This is a genomic window from Candidatus Nitrososphaera evergladensis SR1 (assembly GCF_000730285.1).
Classification (GTDB): domain Archaea; phylum Thermoproteota; class Nitrososphaeria; order Nitrososphaerales; family Nitrososphaeraceae; genus Nitrososphaera; species Nitrososphaera evergladensis.
Map to the genome: position 1 here is coordinate 1,259,487 of NZ_CP007174.1, position 17,419 is coordinate 1,276,905.

Annotated in this window: 17 protein-coding genes; 6 read left to right on the forward strand and 11 right to left on the reverse strand. The window is 47.7% G+C overall.

From position 1 onward, the window contains the following. Positions 1-123: 123 nt before the first annotated feature. From NTE_RS06630 to NTE_RS06650, 5 genes are all read right to left on the reverse strand, one after another. On the reverse strand, positions 124-552 hold the full coding sequence (locus NTE_RS06630; RefSeq protein WP_148700303.1) for a response regulator: 429 nt from the start codon (positions 550-552) through the stop codon (positions 124-126). Then, positions 537-2,786, reverse strand: a complete 2,250-nt coding sequence (locus tag NTE_RS06635) for a sensor histidine kinase (protein ID WP_148700304.1) — start codon at positions 2,784-2,786, stop codon at positions 537-539. Before NTE_RS06635 ends, NTE_RS06630 begins: the two co-directional genes overlap by 16 nt. A gap of 92 nt (positions 2,787-2,878) precedes the next feature. After that, positions 2,879-4,057 (reverse strand): response regulator, encoded by a 1,179-nt coding sequence (locus tag NTE_RS06640; protein WP_158385215.1) that lies wholly within the window; start codon positions 4,055-4,057, stop codon positions 2,879-2,881. 338 nt (positions 4,058-4,395) lie between these two features. Beyond that, on the reverse strand, positions 4,396-5,208 hold the full coding sequence (locus NTE_RS06645) for a response regulator (protein WP_148700306.1): 813 nt from the start codon (positions 5,206-5,208) through the stop codon (positions 4,396-4,398). A gap of 155 nt (positions 5,209-5,363) precedes the next feature. Further along, complete coding sequence (locus tag NTE_RS06650; protein ID WP_148700307.1) at positions 5,364-7,382, reverse strand: extracellular solute-binding protein; 2,019 nt, start codon at positions 7,380-7,382, stop codon at positions 5,364-5,366. Between the two features lie 333 nt (positions 7,383-7,715). On the opposite strand from NTE_RS06650, the gene NTE_RS06655 reads away from it, so the two are divergent. Further along, positions 7,716-9,548: a sensor histidine kinase gene (locus NTE_RS06655; protein WP_158385217.1), complete on the forward strand. Its 1,833-nt coding sequence runs from the start codon at positions 7,716-7,718 to the stop codon at positions 9,546-9,548. 59 nt (positions 9,549-9,607) lie between these two features. Here NTE_RS06655 and NTE_RS06660 read toward each other — a convergent pair whose 3' ends face one another. From NTE_RS06660 to NTE_RS06670, 3 genes are all read right to left on the reverse strand, one after another. Further along, the gene (locus NTE_RS06660; RefSeq protein WP_148700309.1) at positions 9,608-9,910 is read right to left on the reverse strand and encodes a hypothetical protein; all 303 of its coding nucleotides are present in this window, start codon (positions 9,908-9,910) and stop codon (positions 9,608-9,610) included. Between the two features lie 122 nt (positions 9,911-10,032). Further along, on the reverse strand, positions 10,033-10,347 hold the full coding sequence (locus tag NTE_RS06665) for a C2H2-type zinc finger protein (protein WP_148700310.1): 315 nt from the start codon (positions 10,345-10,347) through the stop codon (positions 10,033-10,035). Between the two features lie 437 nt (positions 10,348-10,784). Beyond that, a complete protein-coding gene (locus NTE_RS06670) occupies positions 10,785-12,023 on the reverse strand; it encodes an NAD(P)-dependent malic enzyme (RefSeq protein WP_226987218.1) in 1,239 nt (412 codons plus the stop codon). A 177-nt stretch (positions 12,024-12,200) separates the two neighbouring features. On the opposite strand from NTE_RS06670, the gene NTE_RS06675 reads away from it, so the two are divergent. Continuing rightward, positions 12,201-12,422 carry a C2H2-type zinc finger protein gene (locus NTE_RS06675; protein ID WP_226987219.1) on the forward strand — a complete coding sequence of 74 codons (222 nt, stop codon included), beginning with the start codon at positions 12,201-12,203 and terminating at the stop codon, positions 12,420-12,422. A 212-nt stretch (positions 12,423-12,634) separates the two neighbouring features. On the opposite strand, the gene NTE_RS06680 is transcribed toward NTE_RS06675, so the two are convergent. Beyond that, positions 12,635-13,459, reverse strand: coding sequence for a hypothetical protein (locus tag NTE_RS06680; RefSeq protein WP_148700312.1), 825 nt, complete (start codon positions 13,457-13,459; stop codon positions 12,635-12,637). Between the two features lie 204 nt (positions 13,460-13,663). Between NTE_RS06680 and NTE_RS06685 the strand changes: the two genes are divergently transcribed. Next, positions 13,664-13,963 carry a winged helix-turn-helix domain-containing protein gene (locus NTE_RS06685; RefSeq protein ID WP_148700313.1) on the forward strand — a complete coding sequence of 100 codons (300 nt, stop codon included), beginning with the start codon at positions 13,664-13,666 and terminating at the stop codon, positions 13,961-13,963. 104 nt (positions 13,964-14,067) lie between these two features. Here NTE_RS06685 and NTE_RS06690 read toward each other — a convergent pair whose 3' ends face one another. Continuing rightward, positions 14,068-14,346 (reverse strand): hypothetical protein, encoded by a 279-nt coding sequence (locus tag NTE_RS06690; RefSeq protein ID WP_148700314.1) that lies wholly within the window; start codon positions 14,344-14,346, stop codon positions 14,068-14,070. Between the two features lie 54 nt (positions 14,347-14,400). On the opposite strand from NTE_RS06690, the gene NTE_RS06695 reads away from it, so the two are divergent. The 3 genes from NTE_RS06695 (at position 14,401) to NTE_RS06705 (ending at position 15,941) form a co-directional block, all read left to right on the forward strand. Next, positions 14,401-14,592, forward strand: coding sequence for a hypothetical protein (locus NTE_RS06695; protein WP_148700315.1), 192 nt, complete (start codon positions 14,401-14,403; stop codon positions 14,590-14,592). Positions 14,593-14,622: 30 nt separating this feature from the next. Continuing rightward, a complete protein-coding gene (locus tag NTE_RS06700) occupies positions 14,623-15,090 on the forward strand; it encodes a hypothetical protein (protein WP_148700316.1) in 468 nt (155 codons plus the stop codon). 158 nt (positions 15,091-15,248) lie between these two features. Further along, the gene (locus NTE_RS06705) at positions 15,249-15,941 is read left to right on the forward strand and encodes a ZIP family metal transporter (protein ID WP_148700317.1); all 693 of its coding nucleotides are present in this window, start codon (positions 15,249-15,251) and stop codon (positions 15,939-15,941) included. Between the two features lie 33 nt (positions 15,942-15,974). Here NTE_RS06705 and NTE_RS06710 read toward each other — a convergent pair whose 3' ends face one another. Next, the gene (locus tag NTE_RS06710) at positions 15,975-17,192 is read right to left on the reverse strand and encodes a cytidine/deoxycytidylate deaminase family protein (protein ID WP_148700318.1); all 1,218 of its coding nucleotides are present in this window, start codon (positions 17,190-17,192) and stop codon (positions 15,975-15,977) included. Between the last annotated feature and the right edge of the window lie 227 nt (positions 17,193-17,419).

Below are 17,419 nucleotides of genomic sequence, written 5' to 3' on the forward strand. Positions count from 1 at the left end.
CTTTTTATTCAAAGTCGATATATTTTAGATGACTGGTGGCTATGGCCTATTCGCTAATGACAAGAATAGGTATTCAGTAGCAAGTAATGTACAATTTTTCCTAGGCCGACGTATGCATATTCTCTAGAATGACAGCAACGTGTTTACCCTTTCGATGAGATCCTTGTTTCCAACTGGCTTTTGGATAAAGTGTCTTTTTCTCCGCCTGGGATCCTCTTCTTTTCCTGCCATCTCGTACTCCTCCAGGTCAGAGAGGGCAGACATGAAAATGACCTTGATCTTGTCATCGATATCTTGTAATTTTGCGTAAAGCTCAAAACCGTTCATCACTGGCATCCTGACGTCGAGGATCAAAAGATCATATAATCCTCCTTTGAATCTCTTTAACGCCAGGTCCGAGTCATAAAACGCATCGACTTCAAAGCCGTCTGATTCCAGGACTTTCTTGATAGTAAAAACAACATCCGGCTCGTCATCTACCACCATGATCCTTTTTCTATTGCTGTCCTGTTGCGTCATTTTTTTGACGGTCTTGTCTATCCCTGCTTGCACCCCGGCACTGGGTCTTGCTGCTGGTCAGTGACTATGATGGTGGTGGGCAAAGTAAATGTAAACGTCGCGCCCTTTTTCCTGTCATCGTCATCATTATTCTTGCCCCATATTCTGCCGCCATGCGCTTCTATGATCCCCTTTGAAATAAACAACCCAAGTCCGGTGCCTTTTTCAGATTTGGTGGTAAACTTTTCAAACATTATGGGAAGTATCTCTGGCGCTATTCCAGAGCCGCTATCTCTGACTGATACGATAACAAATTGACCGCTGCCGTCGTCTCTCTTTTCTCTTTCAACCGTAACTAAAACAGTTCCTTCTCCCCTGGTGAACCCAAAAGCGTTGCTTAGGAGATTAGAAATCACCTGCTTTATCCTTTCTTTGTCTGCCTGTACGAAAATGTCATCATCGATTTTTTCAGACGGATAGATTAACTGTATGCTGTTATTGTTATTATTATTGTTATAGTCGGGAGATTTTTTGTAATCCCGTATGGTGTCTTCTAGCAACTCTTTTAGGCTAAACTGCTCTTTGTCCAGCCTCAGTGATTGGCTCTCGATTCTAGTTACGTCCAGGATGTTCTCTGCGAGTCTGTGCAGCCTCTCGGCATTTCTCCTTATTATGTCAGCAAGCTCCCGCTGCTGATCGTTTGTTGCCTTGAAGTAAAGAAGCTCTGATAGCCCCATTATTGGTTGAATAGGGGATCTTAGCTCGTGGGCGGCTATGTTGATGAACTCTTGCTGCATCTTGCTGTGCGCCTTTAATTTTTCAAGCAACTCGTTTTGCCGCCACATGCTCTCAAACATCGAAACGTACGACGACACCGTGGCCTTGCTGTTTGATAAAGTTGCCAGACCTATGGCTTCGCTAGTGGTCTCTTTTGCGTCATCTTCCAATTCAACGGCCAAAGAGAATCTTGAGTCAACTATCAAGAGAGAAATTTTGGTCTGCAATGTAGGTTCGGTGTATTTGATGTCGATGTCACCAGCAGCAGTCTTTTCCAGGTCATGCCGCCGCATTACCAGTTCTTCGCGCACATTTCTGGATACTTCTCCTATCCTGTCATCAAACGGCGTCAGGATCCTGACTTTTACATTGCGTTTTCTTGCCGCGTCCATCAAGAGTTGCACCCCTCCGGCGCGCTCTTGGCGGTGAAACGCATTGGCCGTTGAAAACATCACTAGTATCTCGCTTTTTGCTGAATTGGCAAGGTCAAAGGCAATTTTTTGCACCTTGTCTGGGTCGTTTATTGTCACTATGTATTCAGGCTTTACTCCTTCTTCAATTTCTCTGATTTTTTGCTCGGCCGGCATCGCTTTTTTCCACAGGGTCTCAAAGAAATACTGTTGCTGCTCCACAAAGGCCCTTATCGTGCTGGTTACGAGTCTGCTTGGTATCTTTCCTTGGTGTTCGACTCCGCTGGCCGCATAAAGCCTCTTGTCGACTATTCCAAAGTTGCCCCTTACTTTGTTCAAATGGCGCACGTCAGCAACTCTCATCAGTTGCTTGCAATAAGATACGTTGTCTCTTGTAATTTCCGTGATGAATCTTAACTTTACGCCTCTATCCTTGAGCTTGGAATATTCAGTTTTGAGAGGCTCGTTGCCCAGAAATATTGATGGCCCTGCAGAGTCGGTGCAATTGTCAAATGTGTATTTTATGCTGGAAAAACATTCCACGACTTGGTTGAGGATACGATCAGCGCCGTACAACACCCGGGTCCTTTCAGGCTCTACCCCCTCCTCAATTTCCCTGAACCGGTCCTGCGCGGGAATCGAATTCTCCCAGAGGATTTCAAACAGGCAATGGCCCTGCCTGACAACCTCTTCAACATTGCTATAGATGACCTGCGTCAGAGGTTTGGCTTCTTCTAGAGTAGTAGTGGCCATGTATTCTGTTTCATTGACCGCAATGCCCCCTGTCATTCCGTTCAAATGGCGCACTTGTGCAATCTTCGCAAGTCGCTTGCAGTAGTGCAGGTTTGCTTTGGTGATCTCTGTGACAACCCTTATCTGGCCGCCCCTGCTTTTGATGTCCAAATAACCGTTCCAGTATGCTGGAACTTCAACTACTATGGATGCACCTCTGGAATCAAAAGAAATGTCCATCCTTTTCTTTACGTTTGACATGAACTTTATCCCCATTCCGACCGCCTTTTCGGCGCCGTACAGAACCCTGGTAGTCCCTGCCTCATGTCGCTCTGTTGATGATTCATCAGACAATTGTTGGCTCATCATCGCTCCTTATCGTTATCATCGGCGCAGAGTTTGGGCCGGGTCGATTTTGACGGCATCTGCGCGTGCATTCAAGATGTCTCATGTTACCTTTTTCAATGCTGCTCGTGTCCTGCCAGGCATAATTCTACCCTGTGGATGAACTGCTCTCGAAGGACCGGTTTTCTTATCACGTTGTGTGGCAGGATGCCAGAAAATATGCTGCAAAGTTCGTCTGCCGCATCAAGGGCGGATATGAAAAGGACATTGATGTTGGAATTGATAGCCTTTAGCCGCTGGTACAGTTGCAACCCGTTCATGCCCGGCATCCTTATGTCCAGAATGATGAGTCCATAATAGGAAGGATTCACTTCCCTGTACCGCTTCAGCGCTTCCTGCGGATTTACAAATACCTCGGCGCGATGCCCTTCGAGTCTGAGGAATTCCTTGAAAGTCAAGAGCATGTCTTGTTCATCGTCAACAACCATTACGTTAGTACTATTGCTCGTATGGCCGGCGGCAGCAATAATGGGTTTTGAAGGGCTATTGTTATTGTTGTTATTCTTGGCAAAATGCAGCCTGCGAAGAATTTCCGATCCGTGCATGGTCTGCCTTGGAGATGGAGGGATGATCGAATCCCTGCCACTGCCGCTAATGTTGTCCCTTTTTTTCGCTATCACTGAATAAACGGGATAAAAATGCTTGAGGCCAATGTCGTATCCTCCAATGTCCTCAAAGGAAAAGTCGTTGAAGGAAAAAGCCTTTACAATCTGGTAAAGGTCGCCTCCAATCACCATGCCGTTTTGAGCCGCCATGCGGTTTATCTTGGCGCACAAATTCATCGTGGAGCCGAACAGGTCTTCTGTTCGAGATGTTGCTGATTTGGCTATCTCCACCCTTCCATAATCAGCGCTAATGCGGTATTCCAGAGACGGCAGGTTCATGACGTTTAGCTCAAAGTTGATGCCGTCATGAGCGGCAATCATCGCGCAACCGCATTCAAGAACATCTTTGAAAGCAGAATTATTTGCCGGATCGGCAGTTTTTGGAAAATAACATATCAGACAATCGCCTGCGATTTTGATTATTCTTGCATCGAATCTTCTCGCTATCTGGCCTATCTTGCTAAAAAACATCGAATAGTACTGCCTGATTCTGTTTGGATCGTCTATCCCTGCCGTGATTCTGGTTGAGCCAATTATGTCTACAAAGCAAACGCAATAGTTGCATGAAAAAAGAAATGATATCTCATCGTCTCCAAAAGAAGAGCGCAACTCGCTTTCTGCATCTTGCATTTTTCGCTGTCCGAAGTCATTACCATCAAATATGTTGCTGTCTCTGTTCAATTTCGCGGTGTTTGTTCTAAATGTAAATGCGTCGATGCTATCTGCAAGCATTCGCTTCTCCCCTGACAGTGCGTAAAGAGGATGAGAACGATGATGATGCGAGCGTTTGCTTTCCAACTCTAAATATCTGCCATCGCCGCTGAAGGATACTACCCGCTTTCTCTGGAAGAGGAAGATAAAACATGCTGCCCACGCATGGAGATGCTGCGCATTCGAATTAAACGTCGCTCACCGGCCAGTAACTGACCTGCCAGTAATTGCCAAATACTACAGAAGAAAAATCTATTCTATTCTGCTCTCGTACCAACGCTGTTCTTGGACAAAATATGCCTGACTTTCTTCAAAAAGACTTCTTTGTCGATGGGTTTTTTCATAATATCTTCGGAAGTGACGCCCGGCAGGATGCTGATCATTTCTTTTGCCGCATCAAGGGCAGTTATGAAAATGACCTTGCACGAAGGATTCATGGCCTTGAGGCTCTGGTATATCTGGAGCCCGTTGAGATCGGGCATTCTTATGTCGAGGATCACCAGGTCGTAATAGGTGGGCCTTGCGGCAAAATCGCGTAAGGCGCTATATGCATCCAAGAACGCCCCTACGCTATAGCCTTCCAGGGACAGAAACGACTGATAGGTTACCAGTATGTCGGGTTCATCGTCTACCAGCATGATGCTGCGAAACTCGTGAGCTGTATCTGCCCTGTCGTCGGATCTCACTGCCGCTTTTTCAGACAAGGATCTACCCGATGATTGTGGTGGTCTTTGTTGGAACTGAAAACCACCTCTTCCTTCTTCTTCTGCCTGTTTGTTCTTTGCATCGGGCACAGAGGCATTTACCACTGCAGAGGGGCTCAGCAACTTGCCATTGACCTGCCTCCCGACTTCGGTAATGGAAACATAATCCCATTTGTCAGAGCTCACCTCTATCCACTCTAGTAACTTTAGCATCTTGATGTATCTCAAGCAAACGTTATAGTTCAATCCTGTTTTTGTGGCGAGGTTGGTCTTTTTCATCGGTCCGCTTGTTTCCAAAGCCTCAAGTATCCTCTTTGTGACGTCAAAAGAGAACGACCCTGTGATGTCTTCTGTTCCCGATGCCATACTACTATCACCAACTCATAGGGATATCTCCGGCCGTCCAATGCATTTATGGTTATCCGAACAAGAGTTTAGCATATCTGTTCTTTAATGTTCAAAGTTTAGCCCCTGATGATATTTTTCCTTCAATGTGGCACAGGCATCTTGGTCTATCTCTATCACTTCCATCCCAGCGCCTGCGCAGACTTTGCCGCGGCATCGTCAAGTGCCTGTTTTGGCTCCTTTTTGCCATAGTAAACGTCGTCAATGGCTTCTCTGATGTGTTCAGCAATCTGCGGATACTCTGGTATGCTGGGTCGGCTGCGGCCATGCTGAATCATCGAGACCATGTCGTCAAAGAACGGATTTGTCTGCCGGAGCTGTTGCGAATAAGGACCTTCACCTATGGGTAGCTGTGTCGGAAGGTAGTTGTATTTTGCCAGCCACGGCGCAAGTATCTCTGGCTCTACCATCAGCGAGATCAATTCCCATGCAAGTTCCTTGTGCCGAGAGGTTACGGGAATGCTCAGCTCCCATCCTCCCATCAAGGTTGTTGTCTGGGTATTCTGGTTGGGGACTGGGAGCATTGGGATAAAGCCTACCTTCTTGTCCAGGTCTTGTTTCTGGTCTGGACTGAATTCTCCTGGGACGTGAGACGCTTCAATCATCACTGCAAACTTTTTGTCTGCAAACTCTTTTCCCCAGAAGTGACTCTTTTGCGGCACTATCCCTGCGTCCACCTGGTGCTTGAGAAACGTCAGCGCTTCCACCCCTTTGGAACTGTTGTATGCGGGAAACCAGTAGACGCCCTTTGTCGGATGCCCGCTTTTCTGCTCCAGGATGTCTCCTCCAAGCATCCACAAATACGGATACCACAAGTCCGGAGAATGGCTTGCGCCAGTCAGGTGGACCCCTTCTATTCCCTTGGGCCTTAGCGAGGCGTCTAGTTTCTTTGCGGACTCGATGTATCCGTCCCATGTCTTTAGCGAGTCCGGGTCAACGCTTGCAGCTTCAAGCAGGTCTTTCCAGTAATACATCCCTCTCACGTCGGTCCATACCCAGATGCCGTACGTCTTGCCCTTGTACGCCCCTCCGTCCCAGTTTGACTGGTACCAGTCCAAAGCCCTTCCCCAGCTTTTTGTATAATTGCCAAGGTCCGTCAAGAGTCCTTTTTCGGCCAGCTCTCCAAGCCATATCTGGTCCACCGACATCAGATCGACTTCGGTCCCGTTGGCAACCGACTTGATGAGCTGGTTCCGCTCTTCTGGATATGCAAACTGCTTTTCGACCACCTGGATGTCAAGGTCCGGATGCCTTTCCCTCAGTTTCTGGAGCGCGCTATCGATAAGGGCGTGGAACCGTTCTTCGTCGCCCAGGTTGTCAAGTATGGCCGTGAGCGTGACTTGTTTTTTCTGTGCTGCCGCCTTCTGCCCTTCTTGCCCTGTTGTCTGTGGCGGCAAAGAAGATGAATCGCCCCTCTCCAACCTGACCTCTGCGTTCATGTCCAGAGACCATCCCGGCGCCAGCTTGCTCTGGGCGGCAAGTATCTGTATTTTCAAAGGAGGTTGTTGGTTTGAGCCAGTGCCTGCCGGCAATCTGGCATCATCTGCAGTTGTCGCCTTGCCTATCAGCTTGAGGGTCTGGACCTGAGAAGAAGAAGGCTGATGCTCGCTGCCTGCGCTTTCGCGCGCTATGATGATGTATCCAATGATTCTCATCAAATGAGAATTTATCAGGTAGTATGCGTGACCTGAATGAACCTGCAATTCTTTATTGTTGCCAATCTTTACCGTGCCATTCATTATGTCCATCGATACTACTGCTTTCGTAGATTTCCACACTGAAAGATTCAGGGTTATCCGTGCGTCCTCCCGGAGGGACGACTTGACTTGACCTTGGCTCGCAGAGCCGACCGCAACCAGCGTATAGTTCAGGTTGGCCGTATATGGTTCCGTGATTGCAGCTCCCATTGCAAGGTGTTCTTTGTGTCTTTGCTCTGCTGTGGCATTTACGTAATAATCCCTCTCTTTTTCCCCTCTTGTACTGGTCCCAATTACACCGGCGGAACTGCTACTATTGTTATTGTTGTTGTTGCCTGCCGCTGCCGCAAGTGCGCTTGAGGCTCCTATAACAACTATGTTGAAAAGAATAATTCCTACTGTTATTATTCTGAAAATAGAATGCTCTAATGAATTCATGTTTAATTGTATGTATGCGAAGATAAACTAATTAGCACTTCGCGTTTTGGTTAGAGCATGTAGAACTCATAATAGAGTTCTGTAATTAGTACTCTGGCTCGTGTTACTTTATTATTAAAATAATACTGGGTCGGCCAGTCGCCAGAAAAAAATCAAAATGCAAACCTGACAACGGTTTCTGGTCCGGAGATGTTGTATATTTTCTATTATTGAATTTCAATATAATGAAATTCGTTATATATCGCTGGCAATTTTATAGATCTGCTATTATTAGAAGCAAATCGCCAGCTAATTTTATTAGATTCTGTACATATTTGTTGACTTGTATTGCCTTTGAATTTTATCAAGCGAAAACTCGTGGAATACTCGCTTGGACCCAAGGCAAGGACAACTGGCGTCATTTCCGTGATATTTGTCATCGTGCTTTCAGTTGGATTGTTCATTTATACCCTGAACGTGACAGAAAGCAGCATCAAGGCAAGCCTGTTTGATCAACAAAAAGAGCGTCAGGTTGAAGCAGCAACCAAGATTTCAGAACACATCGGATCAGATCTCAACCTTGTTTTAAGCACGCTTGACGGGCTAGCAAATTCGTACTACTTGCAGGAAGGCGATTTGCATAGTCAAGATGCAAGGAGCCTCGTAGAAGAAAAATATGCCCAGCTTGACCCCACAGTTAAGGGTCTGTTCGTGCTGGACAAGAATGATATCGTGACGATAAGCCTGGCCCCGCCCAGTTCAGAAACCTTTCTCAGCGCAGATTTTTCGCTCAGGGATTGGGTGATAGAAACAAGAGCGAATCATCAGCCGGTATTTTCTAATGGATTTGAAAGACAAGGCATGTACCGGGTTTTCATTTCCTATCCGATAATAAACAAAAGCACTCACGAGTACATCGGGATAATAGGCGTATCGATACCCACGGTCTCTTTTTTTGCGCATTACGCAAACGTTGAGGATATCAATTCGCAGTTTCTGATAGCCTATGATCACGACGGAGTCATGCTGGCCAACGGTGCAAGCGCGAGCTTGGTAGGGAAAAACTTTTTTGGAAAAGAGGCGCAGGCTTCTATAAATCACAACCCCGTCCTGAACAACCTGACCAAAAGCCTCTTGCAGGGGCATTCAGGCTATGGCGTGTATGACTATGGGGATGGCGAAAGGATTACCACGCAATATCCGGTATTTGTCCAGGGCAAGCCCACATACTTTATTCAACTAGTAACGCCCACTACCCAGATTTATTCAGAAGTTAATGATGCCCTTTTTGCAGAAAGAACCAAACTGGGATTGCTCCTAACCGGCACAATCTCTGCGATAACGATACTGGTCATACTTCTCATCAAGTGGAATAACATCTTGAACAAGGAAGTGAAAATCAGGACACGCGAACTAGGAGAAGCAAACGAGCGGCTGCAAGCCAACATCAAAACGCAGAGAGAATTTCTCAACATTGCGGCACACGAGCTTCGAACCCCAATACAGCCGATACTGGGCCTTGCAGAAGTGCTTTACGATACTGACAACAGCGGCAGCAGCAATAGCAATGATAATAATTCTAGCTCTACAATTGTTGCCAGCTCGCAGGAGAAACACCTTCTTGAGATCATAATTAGAAACGCCAGAAGATTGCAGGGGCTCAGCGAAGACCTGCTTGACGTTTCAAGAATCGAATCGCAATCATTAAAGCTGAACAAGGTGAGATTTAATCTGGCTGATGTGGTGGCGCGTACTGTTGAAGATCTTGGAAATTCATTTGCCAGCGGCGACAAGAAGGTAGAGCTTGTAGCCGTCCCGTATGAAGGCAGAGAGGGAGATGTAATTGTAAACGCGGACAAGGAAAGGATAGTCCAAGTGATTTCCAATCTTTTGCACAACGCCCTGGAATTTACCCGGGAAGGAACGATATGGACAAGCATTCAGCGAAAGGACGGCCAGACAATTGTTACAGTGAGAGACACGGGCGACGGCATAGACGCCGAGGTATTTCCCAGACTGTTTACAAAGTTCGTTACAAAGTCGAAAAAAGGCACCGGACTTGGGTTGTTTATTTCAAAGGGGATCATAGAAGCGCATGGCGGCAAGATGTGGGCCGAGAACAACGCCAACGGAAAGGGTGCGGCCTTTTTCTTTAGCATACCTGATGATGATAATAATACTGCCTAGTCACATCATCACCGTCTATTCAAAAGTTGGATTCAACAGTACAAGAACATATCTATCTACTACCGGCCTGCCTTTCCAAGCCGGCTTTCAACGGCGTCCAGATTTTCTTTCAAGAAATTCTTGTACGCAATTAGGATTTTTTTCTGACTGACCTTTGGAATGCTGTCTATGCTGTCAAGCAGGTATTCCATCTCGTGAGATATGTTGTTGACGTGATCGTCTATTGCCACCCTGTCCTCAATTGCAGTTGTAACTGAGCGCAGTTGGTCTTTGATAATCTGAGCCGCTGACCTTGTTCTTGGCGAAACTTTCTTTAGCTGTTCTTTGGCGCTGGAGTTCCTGCTTGCTTTCCTTGCAACCATGTCATATAAAATCGCGTTGCATCTAATTAATCTTGAAGGTTCATGCTGAATAAAGCATATGCTTACTTTGTGCGCCGCCATACAAAAGAATCACGAGCCGTAGGCTGCCCTTGTACGATGGCCTAAACGTGATGAGCGTGGCTCTCGTTTAGTTCCTCTTGCTCCTTGGCAATTTCCATGTCTTCTTCTGTAGATTCTTCATGCAGCGTTCCGTGCGCTTCTTTTTCCAGGTGTTGCTTTCTATCCTCGTCTGTATTGAACACCGCTCCACAAACAAAACACTGGAAATCTGCAGTCACTTTTTCGATGCCGTGAAAACTTTGCCTAGAATCTGGAATGGCTGAAGATGATTCTTCATCTACTCTGACATTCTTGCTGCTGTTGTTGTTGGCGGCATCATTATTATTTTCGTCCCTTCTTTCTGATGTGTCTGCCATAACTAGATCTGATTCATTATAGGAAACCGTGACTCATAAAGCTGTCAAGACGCTTTTTCTCGTCTTCTGTTACTGTAACGATTATTACCTTTGGCCGGGTTTTTTGATTTCTGACTCTAGGCATCCTTCGCGTTTATGCTGACTTTGGACAGCCTTTGCTTCCATTATCGTGTTGCAGAACTGTTTGAGGTTATGCCGCTCGCAAATTACTCTGTAGCCCATCTCTGTACCTGTGACTATGTATGGGCAATGCTTGCTATTTAGTATTGGCATTAACCCTCTGTTCTATCAAGCCTCTGGAGTGCTTGTCGTATCAATGCAGCAGCTCATCGTTCCTCTTGCCATGGCAAGCCATGGGAAACAAAAAAAATAGAAAAGCAATAGGATGAGGCGCAACGCAAATGTTGTTGTGGCCGTGGCTCCAGCCGCTGCTACTATTATTGTTGCGACATGACTTGCCCCTTGGCATCAATGTGCTTCATTACTGCGTCCCGCAGCGTCTGCGTAACAACCGGGAGTATTCTGGGGTCGTTTACCTTTGGGATTATGAAACTCTCTGTCAGATGCTTGCGGTCAACAAGGCTCGCAATGGCAAAAGCCACTGCGACGAGCATGTCTTCGTCTAGGTATCTGGCGTGCAGATCCAGCAAGGCTCGTAGAACAGACGGGAACACCACTGCGTTATTGATCTGGTTGGCAAAATCCGACCTGCCAGTTGCGGCTATTCTGGCTCCTGCGGCTAGCGCGTCAGGGGGAAGTACCTCCGGATCCGGGTTGCTCAATGCAAATACTATGGCATCTTTGTTCATCGTCCTGACCATGTCGCGGCTTACGATGTTTCCCCTGCCTGAAACTCCTATGAACAGATCTGCTCCCTTGATGACTTCTTTGATGCTGCCGCTGACTTTATCGGCATTGGTCCTCTTGGCTATTTCCTGGCGGTACTTGTTCTTGCTGCCCTCATCATTACTGCTACTGACAATATCTGCCCTTCCTTCGTATATTGCGCCTTTGCTGTCTGCAACTATGATGTCTCTGCAGCCTGCCTGCTCTAGTATCCTGTATATGCCGTACCCTGCAGAGCCTGCCCCTGCAATGATAACCTTGATTCTATCCATTTTTTTTCCAGTCAAGTCAAGTGCGTTTACCAGCGCGGCCAGGGTGATCACGGCAGTACCGTGCTGGTCGTCATGAAACACCGGGATGTCAAGCTCTTCTTTTAGCGCCTCCACAATTTCAAGCACTTTTGGGGACTCTATGTCTTCGATGTTGACCGCTCCAAATCCTGGCTGGATTGCCTTTGCAATCCTGATTATCTCTTGCTTGTCCTGAGTAGCTATGCACAGAGGTATCGCGTTAATGTCAGCAAGCGACTTGAACAAAACCGACTTGCCTTCCATGACGGGGATTGCGGCTTCCGGCCCGACGTTTCCTAGCCCCAGAACCCTCGTGCCGTCGCAGATTATGGCCACGTTGTTCCATTTTGAGGTGTACTCGTAGGCCAGCTCTTTGTTTCCGCTTATCTCTCTGGACACATAGGCTACCCCTGGCGTGTAAATCAAGCCCAGAGTGCCTTTTTCTTCTTCAAATATACTGTCAACAGACACCCTGTTGTGTATCTCTATCTTGCCCCTAAGCATCCTGTGAAGGTTGATTGCGTCTTCCTTCAGTCCCATGTGATCTTTTTACACCGAAATGATAATGCCGCTTCTTGCTCTTATGTCTTGGAGAACTCAATCGGTGCACGGTACTAGATGCCTGGGTCAAGCTTTTTGAATAAATGCCCTACGCCTGTCAGGCCATTGTTAAACAATAAAATTTTATCGTAGATGTGCAATAATTTTTGTGTGCTTTTGGGAAAAAAGTTCTCTTGCGACCAGTGCCCTGCCAGATTTGAAAATTACGACGACCTCATAAAACACGCCCGGGAAGTGCATCATCATGCGATTGTCCGCTGCCAAGATTGCGGCAAGGAATTCATACATGAAAAGGACAGGCTCCACCACGTCAGACAAGAACACGTAAAGAAAACCCGATTCAGGGAGAACAAGAACCTGTACCGGCACGACGTGTAAAGAATCTAAAGCCTCAAGATAAAGTGGATGTACGCCGGAAAAAGTTCAGCGGCAACTTTGAATGAGATTCTGACCAGTGCGTCGGTATGTTTTGGCAAAAAGAAAAAAGTGCAAGAGGGCGATAGACCCTCTTTTTGTCTGGAGCTTTTCCAAACAGCGGCACGCGTGGCTGCCTATGTAGAGGCCGCGATGTCGTATCATCTGGGCAGTAGTTACGACGCAACCTGCAGGTTATAGGCTGTTATTAGGTTGGGATGAATCTTGGTATGTGCTATCTCCATGATGTCCATCGGAGAAGCCTTGCCTTTAATCGCATTGACAAACGATGGAAACGCCCCGTCAAGTCCTGTCACTGCGTTGTCTGTCCCAGAGAGGGCTTTTGATTTGATCTGCTGGTACAACTCTTGCGCCTTTTCTGCAAAAGCCAGAGAGCTCTGGTAGTTGGGGACGCTTACAACGGTTGATGTTGTAGTAGTATTGCCTTGCATGCTGCTATTCTCAGACTGCATAGCCGACATGTCGGTCATGTTGCCTTCAAAGCCTACCGCTTCACCGTAATGCTCAAGCGCTTCGTTTACCAGGTTTGCTACTACTGCAGCCTGGATGGTTGAATTGTCTACCTGCGACTTCTCAATTCGGATCTGCACTGCCTCATCCAGCAGGTCGCTGACTGCCTGTACGTCTTGCTTTACTTCGTCAGCGCTTGCACCTGAGTCTATGGCGGTTTTCAGCTGCTCGATTGATGATGGGAGGTCGGTAGCTATCCTTTTGTTCTTTTCTGCTATTTCCTTCAAGGTGGAATTGGTCAGCGCTTCGGCTGCATGCTCCATGTGGTGGTTTGCTACTTCCTTGTCTGAAGTATTGTTGCCGGCAAGAGAGGTCTCTACCTTTATCTGCTGCACCATTGTAAGGAATTCTACGTTTTCGCTGCCTTGAAATGTGTGCGCGTACGCCCTGTTAACCGGGCCTAGGGCAATGGCCGATCCAAGGAGGATCACAGAAGCAAAAATGGCCAAAGCCATCAAGATTGTCTTCATGTGAAGAATTCTCTGCCGATTAGATTAAAGCATTGTAGTACACGTGCCGAATTATCAAAACGTTTAGATGTACCATATAGTATGAATTGCTTATAGCTGCATACTGCATAATATTCCGGCAAATACATATGCAAGGTGCGCAAAATTCCCGTAACTGAGTTAAATCATTCTTTTATTCTGCAAGTGCTACCTATCATATGGGATTTGAAAAAAGAAGATTATGGAGAAAAAGGCTTTGACAGCGATATGGTGCTGAAACTACTCTCTGCGATCAACGGGGGTTCTGAGGAAAATCAGCTGGAATCTGCGGCCGGCATTTCAAGCAAGCAATTGAGCCGGTACCTGAAAGAATTTATAAAAGACGGCCTTGTCGGTTACGCTGTTTCTGACGGTAAAACCCTTGTGATAACTGAAAAGGGGTCTAGGTTCCTGATATCGTACGAGCGCGTTGCTGCATCACAGGCTGAACACGAGTCTCCCAAAGGACTCCTTGACCTCAAATGACTTTTTCCTGCATGATTGTTGCGCACATACATATATACCGACTAACGCAAACAGCAAAAAGGGCCCGCCGTATCTTCTCGCATATGGGACGGGCATGAATTTTTTTACTTTCGTCTTATGCCTAGCGCCAGCATCCATCCTCCCAGCGTAAAAATCACGATTGGGAGCATCGACGTCAGGTATAGATCGCCGCCGCTTGTCAGGCCGCAATTGTCAAGGCAGTCTGGAGTGGTGGGTTGCAAACTCACGTACAAAAACAGCAAAACCCCTGCTGCTATTATGCCTCCGCCCAGTGCGACAAGCTTTGCCTTCATTTCCTTTCTTTCTCTCTGCATCCTGTTGTATGACGGCTTATTTATCGCCTTGGCTTTTTTGAGTAACAATGTTACACGTGGTATAAGAGCGCGTATTGTGGATATTATACGTCGGTGACAGGGTTGAAAAGAGCTTATGCAAAGTGGCTGCAATACGCCGGAATAGGCGCTGGCATATCTCTGGCAGGAGGTCTAGTCCTGCATGTTCCTCTCTTGCAGATAGTCGTGTCTATGGCGCTGACGGCCGGCCTTGTTTTCAGCGGCTTTGCAATGCAGTCGGCGGGTCGGCCCGAAAAGGCAGTACAACAACAATAACAATAAAAAAAAGTGGCATCCTTGAAATCAATGCGCCTCAACCGTAGTGTGATACAGTGGTCCGTCATACTGTACATCGCGCTTGTAATCCCTGTCAGCCTGTTGCACGAGACAGGACATGCCCTTGTGTGCTCTGCAAGCGGCTTTGACTATTCGCTGTGGATAGACGGCACGGGCGGCCACATGGTCTGTGCCCACACGCCAAGTAATTCAGTTGCGTACGGCGCTATGGGCGGGCTGTTTGGATTGATGGGAAGCGCCGCAATAATCGGGTTCTGGGCTGCTGCAAAAAGGCATCCTGCAGTGCTAGTCGTCGGCCTTGCCTATGCCGTTGATCAGGCAGCCAAGCTGATCCTCGAAGGATTCTTTACGCCGCTCTACGCGTCCGGCGCAACCGACCTCTTTCTGACTGCCCTGCAACTTGTATCGTGGATAGGCTTGACTATTTACTTTGCAAGGACTCCAAAAATCCAAGCAGTGACAAGCCGTACAAAGTAAAACAGCGTGCGAGCCGTCTCACGACGTCATGATGTATACACACCTAAGTAGTAGCGATGCATGATGATAACATGATATCAAACTAGATGGCAGAAAACGCGCTGCTTCAATCTCTGCTGTGGGGATTTGTTTCCAGCCTCTCTTTGCTGCTTGGGGCGGTGACCGGACTTACTTTCCGTCTTCCAAGAAAGGTCATTGCAAGCATAATGGCGTTTGGAAGCGGCGTCTTGGTAGTCGCATTGACGTTCTCGCTCTTGGGCGAGGCTTTCCGGTCTTCTCAGGACATCCTGCCTTTGATGGCAGGGTTTGTGGCGGGGGGGTTTGCGTATAATTTTGCCAATCTTCTTCTTGGCAAGGTCACCGGGGTTCCGCGCAGGAGGCGCCCAGACGGAGAAAAGAAGAGCACGGACGCTGCTGCGCCTCCCGGACTTGCGCTTCTGGTGGGCTCTGTCATGGACAACATACCGGAAAACATTGCCCTTGGGATCTCTATCGTGGCGGCCGGGACAGCGAACCCCGTCCTTGCCGTCGCCATCTTTCTTTCCAACTATCCAGAGGCCCTTTCATCTGTGGAGGGGATGAAATCAGACGGAATGAGCAAGAAATTCATACTTGTCAGCTGGTCAGTCGTGGTGGCGGTTGGGACGGTAGCCTCTGCAATAGGCTTTGCCCTGCTTGCCGGCTCAAACCCTGCAGTCATCTCTTTTTTCCTTTCCTTTGCATCCGGCGCAATACTTGTCATGCTTATCGAGTCCATGATACCTGAAGCATTCAGAGAAGGGGGAAGCCAGATCGGGCTGGCGACACTTGCAGGATTTGCCCTTGCGTTTGTCGTCCACCATTTTCTCTGATGACTGTGGTGAAAAACATCAAGATCTCTTGTTCTAAGGGATTCTGGCTTTGCAGAATTCCTTTAGCGCGTCATCCTGCGTCTGTTGTATCACGTTTTTCAGGTTCACGGTTTCTGAATAAAACGGGGGCAGGTTGCGCAGCATGTCTGCCAGCTCAGAGGCGTCCTGCCTTGGGAGAACGTATTCCAGCTGGCCCCTGCTTTCCTTTGGGAGCTTGCCCTCAAAAAACGAGCCCAGAGATCCGACCTCCATCATGCCTGTTGGATCTCTTGCTGGGCCAAAGAAGATTGCTACCTTGCAATATTTTGGATGGGCCAGGTATCGCTTGCCGTTTTTTCCAGCGTCATTTACTAGCGAATGATACTTGCGCATTATGTCAAGCAAGGGTGTCTGCTCTACAGGGTTTGCGCCTCCTGCCAGCAGGATGTTCCCAAAAGGGTCGATGATGCAGGCGGAATTGAACAATCCCGTGTATCTGTGGGATTCTCTTGCCTTGTCCACCAGGACATGCCCAAGCGCAGTGCATGACGCGCCCCGATCCAAAGTGTGCTTCTCAGAGAATGCGTCGGGGTTGTACCGCTTGATTGTTTTCACAACACGCGACAAAGGCTTGCTCTTGGCAAGCGATCTGGGGTTTTCAAGGCTATCTGGCGAAAAAATCCAGTCTTTGTTTATGCTTTTTCTGATCTTGTCCAGGCTGGACCTGAAAGCCTTGGTGGAGCGCTTTTCAAACAGCGGGTCGATCTCGATTCCGGAAAAGATGGAACCTTGCGATCCTGCAAATGCCCTCTTGTTACCTCGCAGGCCAAATGCGGAGAATCTTGCCGCCTTTTCTTGCCGCAGTTCTGCCGGCAGCGTGGTCAAGTCGTTCTGGCCCCAGCAGCTGACGCCACATTCAGAGTCGTCAGAGATCCGGATGACGTTCAGACCAGACCTCAGGATTGCTCCTGTGCACATTATGCACGGGTCAAGGGAGCATATTATGGTCATGTCTGCAGCCAAAGGCAACGATGATTTGGAAAGGTAATACCAGTCCACAAGCTGTTTTTCAACATGCGCAGTAGGGTCGACCACTGTGTCTCGCACTATTACCCTGTTTGGCACCTTTTTCAGCACTTTTCCGGTGCTGTTTTCAATCAAGAGGCCGCCTACTCCAAACGTGCCCCTTGCAGCTGCTTTTTCAGCCTCCTCTGTCGCTATCCCAGCGCACTTTTCAGCAAGCAGGCTAACGCCGCTATCGTTACGGTTCATTTCCTATTGTGCGATGTATAGCTTGCGTGGAAGCTAAAAAACCCTGTATGTAGGTTGACGTTTGGCTCCGAGTGCAAAACACATCATCTTGTTTTCAGGTCCGTCTAGACTCTTCATCGCCGCACATGCTATAGTGCAATGATGCAGTACTTGATGCTTGCGTTCCTGCGACAACAGCAGCAGGCTAACTTAAATAACATAAGAACGCGCGTAATCTCTAGTGAGAA